A 13,367-nucleotide genomic window follows, 5' to 3' on the forward strand; every position below is an offset into this window, starting at 1 on the left:
GCGAGTTGGTCCCACTCCTTCCCATCCCGAACAGGACAGTGAAACGACTCAGCGCCGATGATAGTGCGGATTCCCGTGTGAAAGTAGGACATCGTCAGGCTACCTATACAGTCAAAAGCCCCTGCGCAAGCAGGGGCTTTTTGTCTTTTGGGGCTACAGTTTGTTTGATGCGCTTGTCTCTTGCCAATCAGTTTTAGGGGCAGGTCAGACTGACGTGTTTGCTTGCCTCGCTGAGCTCACGAGCCTCACTCCCCATCGTTGTCGCTTTTGGCCTGCCCGAGTTCACGCCCTTGGTGTCAACGTGCATGCGTTGGCTTTTCCCTTGCGCTATAGTGATCTCATGTTTGATGTTCTGGTCTACCTCTACGAGCATTACTGGCGTCCTGACGCTTGTCCGGAGTCCGATCTGTTGATGCGCAAGCTGTCGGCAGTCGGGTTTGAGGAAGAGGAGATCAACGAGGCGCTGACTTGGCTGGATGGGCTGCAGACTGTGGCTCATGGCGTGGTGTTGGCGCCCTCCAATCGCAGCAGTCGTGTCTACGCGGAGGCTGAGCTCGAGCGTCTCGGCGCCGAGGCGCTGGGATTTCTCCAGTTCCTCGAATCTGCCGGTGTGTTGACGCCTGTCCTGCGCGAGGTTGTTTTGGATCGTGTGGTTGCCGTGCCTCGCGGGCCCGTTGCGTTGGACGACTTCAAGATCTTGGTCTTGCTCGTATTCTGGAGCCGCGGCGAAGAGCCGGATGCCTTGATCCTCGACGAATTGTTCGTGGACGACGAGGATCGGCTCATCCACTGAGCGCAAGTTGCCAGATATTGCCGAGCGGAAGCCTGGCTTCTCCAAGCATCAAGATTCCGCCTCGCATGCCGTAATTGTGGATGTATTGGGCCATGCATGAGCGGCCCGATTGATCACTCAGGCAAACCATGTCGTTCCCGTCCCCAGTTTCTGGTTCTTCCTTGGTCTCGCCGCAGAACAGCCCAGAGGTTGTAGGTGCGCGGCTTCGCCGGGCCGTTGCCGGAGTGCTGCTGACATGCCTCATGGCTGGCTGCGATCAACTGGGGATCGAAACCCCCCAGAAAGCCGCTGAGCATCAGTTGGCCGAGTCCAAGGCGGTGGGCAGTGCCTGCCGTCATGCCGTACGGGCCATCGAGGATTGCTACACGCTCAACCCGAAGGCAGACAAGGCTTCTGTGTTCGCGGGGTGGCGCGAGATGGACGAGTACATGCGGGAGAACAAGCTGGAGGGGGTGACGCCGGTTGTGCCTCGCCCTCCGCCCCCTTCTGCCTCCAAGGCGTCGGCGCCCAGCAAGCCTGATGATGAAGAGGAAGATGTCGCCTCCTCGGATGCATCAGACGAGGCGGCTTCAAGCAAGCCTGCAAAGAAGCCCAAACCCAAGGCTCATTGAGTCTTGCTCGGGCGCTGATCACGCCAACAGACTCATGGTCTGCGTGAACCCTGGGTTGACTACTGGTGCTGTCTTGGCCCGACAATGAGCGGATGTTGTCGAGCTCCTCTTTGTCTCTCAGTCTGCTGGACCGCCGCTTATGGCAACACGCAGAGTGTCGACAGGGCATGCGCGACATGGCGCGCGTGATGCCTGGGTTGATGGCATGGGGGCTGGTGACCGGGGTGGCCATGGCGAAGTCCGGGTTGCCCATTTCCATCGCCTTGCTCATGAGCCTATCGGTGTTTGCCGCCAGCGCGCAGTTGTCGGCTGTCCCGCTGATGTTGGCGGGGGCGCCGATCTGGGTGGTGTGGCTGACGGCGCTGTGTGTGAATCTGCGCTTCGTGATTTTCAGCGCGCAGATGCGCGAGCACATGATGTGCCTGCCTTTGCGGTGGCGCCTGGTGGCGGGTTACCTGACGGCTGATGTGACCTATGTGATGTCGGTGCACCGGTATGGCGGCAAACCATCCGCGTCCAGCGAGCGCGTCGAACCCCTGGCCTATTTCGTGGGCCTGGCGGTGATCAACTGGGGTGGCTGGAACATCGCTTCATTGTTTGGCGTGCTGTTCGCGGCTTGGGTGCCGACTGCCTGGGGCCTGGGTTTTGCCGGCACCCTGGCGCTCTTGGGGCTGCTGGTGACGCTTGCCAGGGACCGACAAACCTTGTGGACTGCCGGGCTGGCCGCCTCGGCAGCGGTCGCGGCCTTCGCACTGCCGTTTCGCCTGTATATCGTGGTCGCGGTGGCGGCCGCCGTAGCGGTGGGGCTGTTGATGGATGCGTGGTCTGCGCGTTCTGCGGCCAGGGTTGGGGGATGACCGTGCCCACGACACTCCTGCCCATGACGGAAGGCGAGATGGTGCTGGCGGTGCTGGGCCTCATGGTGATTTCGGCGGTGACGAGGTCGACCTTCTTTCTCTCGTGCGAGCCCTGGAAGCTGCCGGCTTGGGCTGAGCGGGGCTTGAAGTACGCGCCTCTGGCCGCGTTGGCCGCCGTGGTGGCGCCCGAGGTGCTGATGTCGCAAGGTCATCTGGTGAAGACCTGGCAGGATGCGCGCCTGGTGGCCGCGCCGGTGGCGATCGCCTGGGCGGTGTGGCGCAAGGACATGCTGACCACGATCGGCGTGGGCATGGCGGTGTATCTGCTGCTCAAGCTCGGGCTTGGCTGGGCCTAGGCGCCCGCGCCGTGCCCTGTGGTGACTGGGGGCGCAGAAATGCACGCTGTCCACTGAATCGGGGGGGACGAAGGCGCCAGACCTTTCTACAATGTTGGACTTTCGTTTTCATTCAACGCCGAGGCGGCAGCACAACATGAACATCCTCCGATTTGAAGACCTCGTGGCTCAGGGCAAGGCAGCGGGCCAGCGCGTGTTCATCCGCGCAGATCTGAACGTGCCGCAAGACGATGCCGGCAACATCACCGAAGATACCCGCATTCGCGCCTCGGTGCCGGCGATCGAACTGGCCTTGAAGGCTGGCGCTGCCGTGATGGTCACATCCCATCTGGGCCGCCCGACAGAAGGTGAGTTCAAGCCTGAAGATTCGCTGGCCCCTGTGGCCAAGCGATTGGGCGAGTTGCTGGGGCGCGAAGTCAAGCTGGTGAGCAACTGGGTCGACGGCGTGAGCGTGAACGCGGGCGAGGTGGTGCTGCTGGAGAACTGCCGCCTGAACAAGGGCGAGAAGAAGAACAGCGAAGAGCTGGCACGCAAGATGGCCGCGTTGTGCGACATCTTCGTGAACGATGCGTTCGGTACAGCGCACCGCGCAGAAGGCACAACCTACGGTATCGCCCAGTTCGCCAAGATCGCTTGTGCGGGCCCGCTGTTGTCGGCCGAAATCGACGCGATCAGCAAGGCGCTGGAAGCCCCGAAGCGCCCCTTGGTGGCCATCGTGGCGGGTTCCAAAGTGTCGACCAAGCTGACCATCCTGCAATCGTTGTCAAAGAACGTGGACGGTTTGATTGTGGGCGGCGGCATCGCCAATACCTTCATGCTGGCTGCCGGTTTGAAGATCGGCAAGTCGCTGGCTGAGCCGGATCTGCTGGGCGAAGCCACGGCCGTGATCGCGGCGATGAAGGCCCGTGGCGCCGAGGTGCCTATTCCTGAAGACGTGGTGGTCGCCAAGACCTTTGCCGCCGATGCGCCCGCCACCATCAAGGCCGCGACCGATGTGGCCGACGATGACCTGATCCTGGACATTGGCCCCAAGACTGCTGCCAAGCTGGCTATCCAGTTGAAAGCCGCGGGCACCATCGTGTGGAACGGCCCCATGGGTGTGTTTGAGTTTGAAGCCTTCTCGCATGGCACGGAAACCGTGGCGCGCGCGATCGCCGAGTCGGCCGCGTTCAGCATTGCCGGTGGTGGCGACACCCTGGCTGCGATCGCCAAGTACGGCATCGAGAAGGATGTGGGCTACATCTCGACCGGTGGTGGCGCGTTCCTGGAAGTGCTGGAAGGCAAGACCCTGCCGGCGTTCGAGATCCTGAGCAAGCGCGCCGCCGGTTGATGCGGGCGTGAGTGGCCGGCCGGTGCGCGAAGGCGTGGCCTGGCTGGGCTACTGATCGGATTGAAGGCCTGTTCCTTGGGGGACAGGCCTTTTTCGTTTCGGCGGCGCGGGCGTGAGCGAACTGAGCTTGTGGTGCTCAGGCGCGAGGCTGCAGGGCATCGCTGGCCGCGATCGGGTCTCCGCTTTGCTGCATCACCCGCATCCAGGTCTGGAATTCGCCGGGGGCGCCAGCGTCCCAGGGATGGAAGCCTGGCTTGTACCAGGCGAGGTAGGGGCGCAGCAAGGGGCCCATGAGGCCGCCGGGCTTGTAGAGCCACCACAGGCCTTTGAGCCAGATGCCCCAGCGCTGCCAGCGGTTGAAACCATCCACCTTGAGCATGTGGTTGAGGATCTGGAAGACGAACATGGGGAACTGGATGCTGACCATCAGCAGGGCCCACACGCGCAGCCAGTAGCCGACATGGGCCACCTGCTGCATGACGTCAAAAGCCACGCCCTTGTGTTCGACTTCTTCGACGGCATGCCAGACGTACATGGCGCGCACACGTGGATCGGCGTCTTCAAAGTGATGGCGGTTCTCGACGAAGGTGTGCGACATCAAGGCCGTGATGTGTTCGGAGGCGGCGGTGATGGCCAGGGTGTGCCCTTTGCTCATGGTCTTGCGCGCGATGTCGAACAGGTTCCGGCGCTGGTTAGCGAGAATTTTGTCGACCTTGATACCCTGCTTGGACAGGCGGTGGTTGAAGGCGTTGTGGACCTTGCTGTGCTGGGCTTCCTGGCGGGCAAAGTCGAGCAGGACTTGCTTGTGGGCGGGATCGCTGATCTGGTCCTTGTAGTCACGCACGCAGGCAATGAAGAAGCGCTCGCCCTCAGGGAAGAGCGTGGACATGGCGTCGAAGAAGCGGGTCTTGAAGGGATCACCGCCAAACCAGTGCCGTGGGATGTCGCCATCGAGGCCGAAATCCAGGCCTTCTCGGACGGTGATGGGCAACTGGTCTTCGGGCAGTTGTCCGCTGGTGCTGAGGTCGTGCGCAGTCATAGCTGAACCTTTCGGTTGACTGTGCCATGTGCTTGACTGATACGGCGCATGCGCAGGGCGGATGCGCGCTGGAAAACGTGTCGGATGCACGCAGATCGAATCTGGCAAAACTGGCAGATTCAAGGCCCGGCATCGTCGGGCAAAAAAAAGCCACGGCGCCCGAAGGTGCCATGGCTGCAATGCGCTTGATCAATGAGCCCGGAGACGGCGTCCGTCCTGGGGCTTGAGGGCGCGTGAGGCATCACGCGAAAGAGATATGGACGTGGAGATGCGCCGTGATGCCTCAGGTAGGTTGCCGGAGCCTGACCTTGATCAGGCGCCCGCGGCGTACAGGGCTTCACCAGCCTTGAGAGGGTCACCGGTGCGGTTGTAGGTGTCCAGCCAGAGCTTGTAGCTGTGCATCTGGCCACTTTGCCAGGGGTGGAAGCCAGGCTTGTAGTACTGGATGTAGTGGCCGAACAGGGACATGAACAGGCCTCCGGGCTTGTACAACCACCACAGGCCCTTGGCCCAGATCTTGGTGCGTTCCCAGCGGCTGAAGCGGTCCACCTTGAGCATGTAGCGCGTGACCAGCAGGGCGTGGATGTTGAAGCCCAGCGTGACCAGCATCATGGCGAGGATGCGCTGGAAGTAGTTGACCTTGGCAGCCTTCTGCATCACGTCAAAAGCCACGGCCTTGTGCTCGACTTCTTCCATGGCGTGCCAGGCGAACATCGCGCGCATGCGGTGGTCGGCGTTGGCCAGCAGGGTTTTGTCTTCGCAGAAGCTGTGCGCCATGATGGCCGTGAGGTGCTCAGCGGCGGCGGTGTCGGCCAGCGTCATCTTCTTGGGCACCTTCTTGCGAATGATGTTGAAGAGGATGTGGTGCTCGATGCGCTCAAGCATATCGACATCAATGCCTTGTGCCTTCAGGCGGTTGTTGTAGGTCGTGTGCACGATGCCGTGCTGACCTTCCTGGCGCATGAAGTCCTTGATCTCCTGCTGGAGCTTGGGATCGGTGACCTGATCACGGAAGTCACGCACGCAGGAGATGAAGTAGCGCTCGCCTTCGGGGAAGATGGTCGACATGGCGTCGAAGAAGCGCGACTTGAACGGGTCGTTGTCGAACCAGTACTTGGGGATGTCGCCATCCAGGCCGAAGTCGAGCTTTTCGCGAGGGATGATGGGGGGCGATTTGTGGGTTTCGTTCATGATCTCACTCCTTCATGGGTGGGAATCAAAGGGCAGGTCAGGCGTGCGCCATGCCTTGCTGGGTCAGGTTGGCGTGCAGGCGGTTGCCGGCTTCTACGGGGTCACCGGTTTCCTTGAGCAGGCGCACCCAGGGTTCGTAGCTCGGCACCACCGGCTCTTGCCAGGGATGGAAGCCGGGCTTGAGGTAGGAGAAGTACTTGCCGAGCATGGGCATGAAGATGCCGCCGGGCTTGTACAGCCACCACAGGCCCTTGGCCCAGATCTTGGTGCGCTCCCAGCCGCTGAAGCCATCAGCTTGCAGCATGTGCTTCATGATGCGGAAGACGTGGAAGGGAAACAGCGCCGTGACGAGCAACATGGAGCCAATCCGGTTGCGGTAGCTCGATTTGGCGGTGTCGATCAGCACGTCATAGGCCACGCCCTTGTGCTCCATCTCTTCCATCGCATGCCACACGTAGAGCGCGCGCATGCGCTCGTCGGCGCCGTTGAAGATGTGGGGGCGTTCGACGAAGCAGTCGGCCATGATGGCGGTGATGTGCTCGGAGGCCGCCGTGATGCCCAGCGTGAATTCACGCGAGCAATGTTTGCGGATGATGCCGAACAGGCGGCGCTCCTGGCCTTCCAGAATCGCATCGACATTGATGCCCTGGCTTTTCAGGCGGTTGTTGTAGCGCGTGTGCAGCATGCTGTGCTGCGCTTCCTGGCGGTTGAAGTCCTTGATGTCCTGGACCATCTTGGGATCGGTGATCTGATCCTTGAAGTCGCGCACACAGGTGATGAAGAAGCGTTCGCCCACGGGGAACAGCGTGGACATGGCGTCGAAGAAGCGGGTCTTGAACGGGTCGTTGTCCAGCCAGTGCTTGGGGATGTTGCCGTCCAGGTCGAAGTCCAGCTTTTCGCGCGGGATGATGGGGGGCGGCGTGAGTTTGTTTTTGCTCATGTTTTGTCTCCTCGGACTCCGTGTGTCGCAACTTGCAACGGGGGTCTGACAGGTTGTGACTTTAGGGGTGACCCTTGATCTGCGCTATGTGACGCAACGACATGAAGGTAAGTTTGGCGACAGCGCTCCGCTAGGGAAAACGCGGAGAACGCGTTTCGTTTTCGGCTGTGGGGCTGAGGGCTTGAGCCCTTCGCTGGCTAGGGTCTCAGCCGTGCTGGCGGCGGTATTGGCTGGGCGTGACGCCAGACCAGCGCGTGAAGGCCTGGGTGAAGCTGCGCCGATCGGAGAAGCCCAGCTTGTCGCTGATGTCTTCGATCGGGGTCGTATCTTGACGCAGCCATTGCTGGGCCAGTTTGTAGCGCACGCGCCCCTGGATGGCCGAGTGGCTTTCGTTGACTTCCTTGAGGCGCCGCTGCAGCGTGCGGGCGTGCAGGCCGAGCTCTTCGGCCAGCGCCTCCAGACCCAAGCCCATCAGGCGGGGCTTGTCGTGGAAGGCGCGCTCGATTTGTTTGATGAGGGCCTGGCCGTGGTGGCCAGCGCCTTCCTGCGGCTTGTGCTCTGCGCGTTGCGCCACCTTTTGCGCCAGGCGTTTGGCAGCCTGTTCGTGCAGGATGGGGAAGGCGCCGGTCAGGGGTTGATCCAGCAGGGCGCGGTCGAACCACAAGGCATCCATCGGGGCGCCCCATTCGACGGGCACCTGGAAGGCGGCTTCAACCTGGTCGCTGAAGGCGTGGCGTGGGTGGCGCATGGTGATGCGCCCGATCAGCGTCTGGCCGCCCAGCAGCAGTCGGCTGAATTTGATGGTGGTGGTGATCACGCCTTCGGTGAAGGGCCAGGTTCGCTCAACAGATTCGTCGGGTACGCTGAAGTTCAGGGCGATGCGGGCTTCGTTGCCATGCTCTGCCAGGGCGAAGGTCAGATAGGGGTTGATCAGTGACGGGATCCACTCGAGCGCGCGGGTGGCGTCTCGCAGCGTGGCGCTGGTCGTGATGAAGGTTTCCACGTCCGACATGTATTCGAACGCGAAGGTCTCGCCCAGCACGACCGGGAAGTGCTTGGGGCTGCCGATGCGGCGAGTTTCGTCCACGCAGCGTTGCATGAGGCGCTGCATGGTGTCGCGCGACAGCATGGAGGTTTCGGGATGCAGGCTGGCCGTGTCGATGCCTTCCTGACGGAAGATGGCCTCGATGTCGATGCTGCACAGGCGGGCCGCGCGCACCCAGTTCGTCACGGTGACGAAGGGAATCATCTGGTCGGCGCTGGGATCCGTGATCGACTGGTTCATGGGCCTCTGTTCAGGCGGGGGACAAGGCGGGAGACGCGGCAACAGGTGTCGCGGTCTGGAAATGATGCAGCCATTTCAGGACTTCTGCAGCCGTCAGGTCCGGCAATTCGAAAGGATACAGGTGGGTGCCCTCGATCCACGACAGATTGCGCCCCACCAGTTGCTTGATGCCCTGGATGCCGACCTTGCGGGTTTCGCGCGAGTGGGTGCCGCCGATGAAGGCCAGCGGGCATTGGTGCGGGTGACGGCGGAAGGTCTGCAGCAGGTCGTGCGGCATGGTGCCGTAGATGGCGGCTTCAATTTCACGGCGGAAACTCAGGCGGCGCGACTGGCCATCGAGATGCGTTTCAGTGCCATGGGCCAGGTAATCCTGTAGCACGCGCGGGTGGAAGGCGGCGAACTTGGGCTTGGCTGAGAAGTGCTCGTGCGCGACTTGAAGGCTTTGCCATTCCTGGGTGCGTTGGGCTGCGATGCGGGCGGGCGCAACCACGCGGTCGATCGTGCCCAGGCGCTTGGCCAGGCCCACGCCCGCGCTCTTCCAGCCGTGCAGCACGGGCGAATCCATGATCACCAGGCCTTGGGCCAGATGCGGGTGCCGACTGGCGGCCATCATGCTGAGGTAGCCGCCCAGCGAGTGCCCCACCAGCCAGGCAGGATGCCCCACTTCGCGTTCGACGAAGTCCTTGAGCTGGTCCACCAGATGCGGCCAGTTCATGGTGACGGGGTAGCGCGCATCGTGGCCGAACTTGTCCAGCGCATGGACCTCGTAGCCAGCTTGCCGCCACGATTCGAACAGCGCCTGGTAGGTGCTGGCCGGAAAGCTGTTGGCGTGCGAGAAAACGATGGTGCGGTGTACGGTATGGGGCTTCATGGCGGTCTCAGCGGTGAAAGCAAGCGCGTGCAGCCCGTCTGCGGGCATGCGCACCCTGAGCCTGTATTCGGCAGTCTCGTCCCGGCACTGAATCAAATGGCAACATTACTTCTTGAGGCATTTTTATGCGCCGAAGTGTAATGTCGTTGCGTCAGGGCATCAAGGATCTGATCTGGAGGTGTATTTCCAGCATTCAAGTGAAGGGGTTTGGTGTGACACTGGTCACAGATAGACAACAGCAGAGCCTTTCACCATGCAGCGTGCCACCAAGATCGTCGCCACCCTCGGACCAGCCTCCTCGACACCTGAGGTGCTCGAAAAAATGCTGGTGGCTGGGGTCGACGTGGTGCGGCTGAACTTCTCGCACGGCAAGGCGCAGGACCACATCGACCGCGCCCAGGCTGTGCGCGACGCCGCGGCCAAGGTTGGCAAGGTGGTGGCCATCATGGCCGATCTGCAAGGCCCCAAGATCCGCGTGGGCAAGTTCGCCGAAGGCAAGGTGATGCTGGAGCCCGGCCAGCCTTTCGTGCTGGATGCCAGCCGGACCGAGCCGGGCGACATCCACGGTGTCGGCCTGGATTACAAGGAGCTGCCGCGCGATGTGAAGCCGGGCGATGTCCTGCTGCTCAACGATGGCCTGATCGTGATGAAGGTGGATGCCGTCAAGGGTGAGGCCGTGCACACCACGGTCAAGCTCGGCGGCGAGCTGTCCAACAACAAGGGCATCAACAAGCAGGGCGGCGGGCTGACGGCCCCGGCACTGACCGCCAAGGACATGGAAGACATCAAGACGGCCGCGAGCTTCCAGTGCGACTACATCGCCGTGTCCTTCCCCAAGAACGCCACCGACATGGAAATGGCGCGCCAGTTGTGCAATGTGGCCGGCGAGCCCTGGAAGCACCGCCCAGCCCTGATCGCCAAGATCGAGCGCACCGAGGCGATCCCGAATCTGGAGGCCATCCTGAAGGCGTCTGACGGGATCATGGTGGCGCGGGGTGACCTGGCCGTGGAAGTGGGCAATGCCGCCGTGCCGGCGCTGCAAAAGCGCATGATCAAGATGGCGCGCCACATGGACAAGGTGGTGATCACGGCCACGCAGATGATGGAGTCCATGATCGTCAACCCGGTGCCCACGCGCGCCGAGGTGTCGGACGTGGCCAATGCGGTGCTGGACGGCACCGACGCCGTGATGCTGAGCGCCGAAACGGCCGCCGGCAAGTACCCGATCGAGACGGTCGAGCAGATGGCCAACATCGCGCAGGCCGCCGAAGCCGCCGAAGAGGTGTCGCTGGACGCCGATTTCACCAACACGACCTTTGGCCGCATTGACCAGTCCATCGCCATGGGCGCGCTGTTCACGGCTTACCACCTGGGGTGCAAGGCCATCATCGCCCTGACCGAATCGGGCTCGACGGCGCTTTGGATGAGTCGTCACAAGATCCACGTGCCCATCTTCGGCCTCACAGCACAGCCGATTTCGCAGCGCAAGATGGCGCTCTATCGCAACGTGCGCCCCTTGCTGATCCCCAATTATTCGGACCGTGACGAGGCCCTGAAGCACGCGGAGGCCCTGCTGGTCGAGCGCGGCGTGCTGCGCCCAGGTGACACCTATGCCATCACCTGCGGGGAGCCCATGGGCCACCCCGGCGGCACCAACATGCTCAAGGTGTGTGAGGTCAAGTGACCTGAAGGCAACCCTCCGCCCGAAACTGGGGGTAGGTAAGGTGGCCGGGCTTCGTTAGAATTCCGCCCAGTTCGCACGCGCAGGACGTCGCAGTTCTGCGCGTTTCATTTTTTTCTCGTTTCCGCTTACCTGGGGGTTTCATGGCACTCGTTTCGATGCGTCAACTGCTGGATCACGCTGCTGAAAACAATTACGGCATTCCGGCTTTCAACGTGAACAACCTGGAGCAGGTCCAGGCCGTGATGGCCGCTGCCGACGAAGTTGGTGCCCCCGTGATCCTGCAGGCCAGCGCTGGCGCCCGCAAGTACGCCGGGGAATCCTTCATCAAGCACCTGATCCAGGCCGCTGTCGAGATGTACCCCCACGTGCCCCTGGTGATGCACCAGGATCACGGCCAGTCGCCCGCGATCTGCCAAGGCGCCATGGACCTGGGCTTCGGCTCGGTGATGATGGACGGTTCCCTGAAGGAAGACGGCAAGACCCCCGCCGACTTCGCCTACAACGTCGCCGTGACCCGCAAGGTCGTGGACATGGCCCACAAGCTGGGCGTGACCGTGGAAGGCGAACTGGGCTGCCTGGGCAACCTGGAAACCGGTGATGCCGGCGAAGAAGACGGCATCGGTGCCGATTGCAAGCTGGACCACAGCCAGATGCTGACCGACCCGGAAGAAGCCGCCGTGTTCGTGCGTGAAACCCAGCTGGACGCCCTGGCCATCGCCATCGGTACCAGTCACGGTGCTTACAAGTTCTCGCGTAAGCCCACGGGCGACATCCTGGCCATCAGCCGCGTCAAGGAAATCCACAAGCGCATCCCCAACACCCACCTGGTGATGCACGGTTCGTCGTCGGTGCCTCAGGATCTGCTGGCCATCATCAACCAGTACGGCGGCAAGATGAAGGAAACCTACGGCGTGCCCGTGGAAGAAATCCAGGAAGCCATCAAGTTCGGCGTGCGCAAGATCAACATCGACACCGACATCCGCCTGGCGATGACCGGTGCCGTGCGCAAGTTCCTGGCCGAGAACCCCGACAAGTTCGATGCCCGCGAATGGCTCAAGCCTGCTCGCGAAGCCGCCAAGCAGATCTGCAAGCAGCGTTACATGGAATTCGGCTGTGAAGGCCAGGGTTCCAAGATCAAGGCCATCTCGATGGTCGATATCGCGGCCATGTACGCCTGCGGCAAGCTGGCTCAGGTTGTGGCCTGATTCCTTGGCTGACTGAACGAATGTTGCTGCCGTCGGTCGTCGATGGCAGCGCGTCATCGGCGAGGGCCCTTTGTGGTGCCTCGCCGTTTTTTTGCCTGTGTGCGTGATTGGGTTGCTTGTGGCAAGTCGTGTTTGGAAGTGGACCTTGGGCGGCCTGGCTGCTGCCGTGGTTCTGGCAACGACCCTGGTGGTCGTGCCTTGTGTGGCGACCTTGTCAGGCGAGCCCGTGTCTTCGGTGAAGGTGGCGGACGATGCCCAGACTCAATACCCCATCGTGCTGGCGCATGGGATCCTGGGTTTTGCTTACGTGGGCAAGCAGTCCTACTGGCGTGACATTCCTGAGACCTTGCGTGCCCATGGGGCGCAGGTATTCGTGACCCAGGTGTCGGCCTTCAACAGCTCGGATGTGCGTGGCCAGCAATTGCTGGATCAGGTGCAGAAGATCATGCAGGAGACGGGCGCGAAGAAGGTCAACCTGATCGGGCACAGTCACGGCAGCCATTCGGTGCGCTATGTGGCGGGCACGCATCCGGAGTGGGTGGCCTCGGTCACAACCGTATCGGGTCCGACGACGGGCTCGGAAGTGGCGGATTGGCTGGCCGATCTGGACCGGAATCACCCCTGGGTGGCTGGCGCGGTGCTGGCGTTCGGTAATGCCGTGGGCGGTGTAATCAACAGCCTCACGCACGCCGATCTACCCATTGATGCGCGCCAGGCGATGCTGTCGCTGACCAGCACGGGTGCAGGGTATTTCAACCAACGTTTTCCAGCTGGTGTGCCCGAGCAGCCATGTGGCGAGGGCGGCAACGTGGTGGATGGCGTGCGCTACTACTCGTGGAGCAGCGTGGGGCAGTTCTACCGCGCGTTGAACCTGTCGGACTACCTCATGAGCTTCACGGGCATGGCTTTTGAGCGCGAGCCGGACAACGACGGCCTGGTGGGCAAGTGCGCCAGCCACCTGGGTCAGGTCATCCGCGATGACTACCCCATGAACCACTTTCAGATCGTCAACCAGTTCTCTGGCCTGGTGCCACCCGGGGCCGATCCGATCGGGCTGTTCGTGGCGCACGCTCAGCGTCTGAAAGAGGCCGGTTTGTAATCTGCACGAGCCCTGGGCCTTGGGCGGGAGAGGGCGACGAGGGGCCGGGATACGCCAAACACGGCTTTGCCGTATGCTGCGTCCCGGCCTTTCTTCATGGCCACGA

13 protein-coding genes and 1 rRNA gene are annotated in these 13,367 nt (G+C 62.2%); 9 read left to right on the forward strand and 5 right to left on the reverse strand.

Annotated elements, in window-relative coordinates; all coding sequences use genetic code 11:
* From rrf to HY836_RS18090, 6 genes are all read left to right on the forward strand, one after another.
* Positions 1 to 100, forward strand: a 5S ribosomal RNA gene (gene rrf / locus HY836_RS18065); the annotation flags it as partial.
* Between the two features lie 240 nt (positions 101 to 340).
* On the forward strand, positions 341 to 793 hold the full coding sequence (locus HY836_RS18070) for a DUF494 family protein (RefSeq protein ID WP_290679089.1): 453 nt from the start codon (positions 341 to 343) through the stop codon (positions 791 to 793).
* A 242-nt stretch (positions 794 to 1,035) separates the two neighbouring features.
* Positions 1,036 to 1,404: a hypothetical protein gene (locus HY836_RS18075; protein ID WP_290679092.1), complete on the forward strand. Its 369-nt coding sequence runs from the start codon at positions 1,036 to 1,038 to the stop codon at positions 1,402 to 1,404.
* 95 nt (positions 1,405 to 1,499) lie between these two features.
* Complete coding sequence (locus tag HY836_RS18080; protein WP_290679094.1) at positions 1,500 to 2,261, forward strand: AzlC family ABC transporter permease; 762 nt, start codon at positions 1,500 to 1,502, stop codon at positions 2,259 to 2,261.
* Entirely contained in the window at positions 2,258 to 2,617 is a 360-nt protein-coding gene (locus tag HY836_RS18085; RefSeq protein WP_290679097.1) for an AzlD domain-containing protein, read from the forward strand. The genes HY836_RS18080 and HY836_RS18085 overlap by 4 nt, the downstream gene beginning before the upstream one ends.
* 136 nt (positions 2,618 to 2,753) lie before the next feature.
* Complete coding sequence (locus HY836_RS18090; RefSeq protein ID WP_290679100.1) at positions 2,754 to 3,947, forward strand: phosphoglycerate kinase; 1,194 nt, start codon at positions 2,754 to 2,756, stop codon at positions 3,945 to 3,947.
* Positions 3,948 to 4,083: 136 nt separating this feature from the next.
* Here the strand turns inward: HY836_RS18090 and HY836_RS18095 are convergent, their stop codons facing one another.
* The 5 genes from HY836_RS18095 to HY836_RS18115 form a co-directional block, all read right to left on the reverse strand.
* Positions 4,084 to 4,986, reverse strand: a complete 903-nt coding sequence (locus HY836_RS18095) for a metal-dependent hydrolase (protein ID WP_290679102.1) — start codon at positions 4,984 to 4,986, stop codon at positions 4,084 to 4,086.
* A 312-nt stretch (positions 4,987 to 5,298) separates the two neighbouring features.
* Positions 5,299 to 6,177, reverse strand: a complete 879-nt coding sequence (locus HY836_RS18100) for a metal-dependent hydrolase (RefSeq protein WP_290679105.1) — start codon at positions 6,175 to 6,177, stop codon at positions 5,299 to 5,301.
* A 37-nt stretch (positions 6,178 to 6,214) separates the two neighbouring features.
* A complete protein-coding gene (locus tag HY836_RS18105) occupies positions 6,215 to 7,117 on the reverse strand; it encodes a metal-dependent hydrolase (RefSeq protein WP_290679108.1) in 903 nt (300 codons plus the stop codon).
* 205 nt (positions 7,118 to 7,322) lie between these two features.
* Positions 7,323 to 8,402 carry an AraC family transcriptional regulator gene (locus HY836_RS18110; RefSeq protein ID WP_290679111.1) on the reverse strand — a complete coding sequence of 360 codons (1,080 nt, stop codon included), beginning with the start codon at positions 8,400 to 8,402 and terminating at the stop codon, positions 7,323 to 7,325.
* Positions 8,403 to 8,412: 10 nt separating this feature from the next.
* Positions 8,413 to 9,273 (reverse strand): alpha/beta hydrolase, encoded by an 861-nt coding sequence (locus HY836_RS18115; protein WP_290679114.1) that lies wholly within the window; start codon positions 9,271 to 9,273, stop codon positions 8,413 to 8,415.
* 253 nt (positions 9,274 to 9,526) lie between these two features.
* On the opposite strand from HY836_RS18115, the gene pyk reads away from it, so the two are divergent.
* The 3 genes from pyk to HY836_RS18130 all read left to right on the forward strand — a co-directional run bounded on the left by pyk (position 9,527) and on the right by HY836_RS18130 (position 13,261).
* A complete protein-coding gene (gene pyk, locus HY836_RS18120; protein ID WP_290679117.1) occupies positions 9,527 to 10,957 on the forward strand; it encodes a pyruvate kinase in 1,431 nt (476 codons plus the stop codon).
* A 140-nt stretch (positions 10,958 to 11,097) separates the two neighbouring features.
* Positions 11,098 to 12,162: a class II fructose-bisphosphate aldolase gene (gene fba, locus HY836_RS18125; RefSeq protein ID WP_290679120.1), complete on the forward strand. Its 1,065-nt coding sequence runs from the start codon at positions 11,098 to 11,100 to the stop codon at positions 12,160 to 12,162.
* Positions 12,163 to 12,280: 118 nt separating this feature from the next.
* Positions 12,281 to 13,261 carry a triacylglycerol lipase gene (locus HY836_RS18130; protein WP_290679123.1) on the forward strand — a complete coding sequence of 327 codons (981 nt, stop codon included), beginning with the start codon at positions 12,281 to 12,283 and terminating at the stop codon, positions 13,259 to 13,261.
* Positions 13,262 to 13,367 lie beyond the last annotated feature (106 nt).

This window comes from Aquabacterium sp. (assembly GCF_016234775.1).
Lineage (GTDB): Bacteria > Pseudomonadota > Gammaproteobacteria > Burkholderiales > Burkholderiaceae_C > Aquabacterium.

Coding starts and splice junctions, on each gene's coding strand:
- HY836_RS18085 (WP_290679097.1), top strand. CDS start 2,258: ATGACCGTGCCCACGACACTCCTGCCCATGACGGAAGGCGAGATGGTG.
- HY836_RS18110 (WP_290679111.1), bottom strand. CDS start 8,402: ATGAACCAGTCGATCACGGATCCCAGCGCCGACCAGATGATTCCCTTC.
- fba (WP_290679120.1), top strand. CDS start 11,098: ATGGCACTCGTTTCGATGCGTCAACTGCTGGATCACGCTGCTGAAAAC.
- HY836_RS18115 (WP_290679114.1), bottom strand. CDS start 9,273: ATGAAGCCCCATACCGTACACCGCACCATCGTTTTCTCGCACGCCAAC.
- HY836_RS18070 (WP_290679089.1), top strand. CDS start 341: ATGTTTGATGTTCTGGTCTACCTCTACGAGCATTACTGGCGTCCTGAC.
- HY836_RS18090 (WP_290679100.1), top strand. CDS start 2,754: ATGAACATCCTCCGATTTGAAGACCTCGTGGCTCAGGGCAAGGCAGCG.
- HY836_RS18095 (WP_290679102.1), bottom strand. CDS start 4,986: ATGACTGCGCACGACCTCAGCACCAGCGGACAACTGCCCGAAGACCAG.
- HY836_RS18105 (WP_290679108.1), bottom strand. CDS start 7,117: ATGAGCAAAAACAAACTCACGCCGCCCCCCATCATCCCGCGCGAAAAG.
- HY836_RS18075 (WP_290679092.1), top strand. CDS start 1,036: ATGGCTGGCTGCGATCAACTGGGGATCGAAACCCCCCAGAAAGCCGCT.
- HY836_RS18100 (WP_290679105.1), bottom strand. CDS start 6,177: ATGAACGAAACCCACAAATCGCCCCCCATCATCCCTCGCGAAAAGCTC.
- pyk (WP_290679117.1), top strand. CDS start 9,527: ATGCAGCGTGCCACCAAGATCGTCGCCACCCTCGGACCAGCCTCCTCG.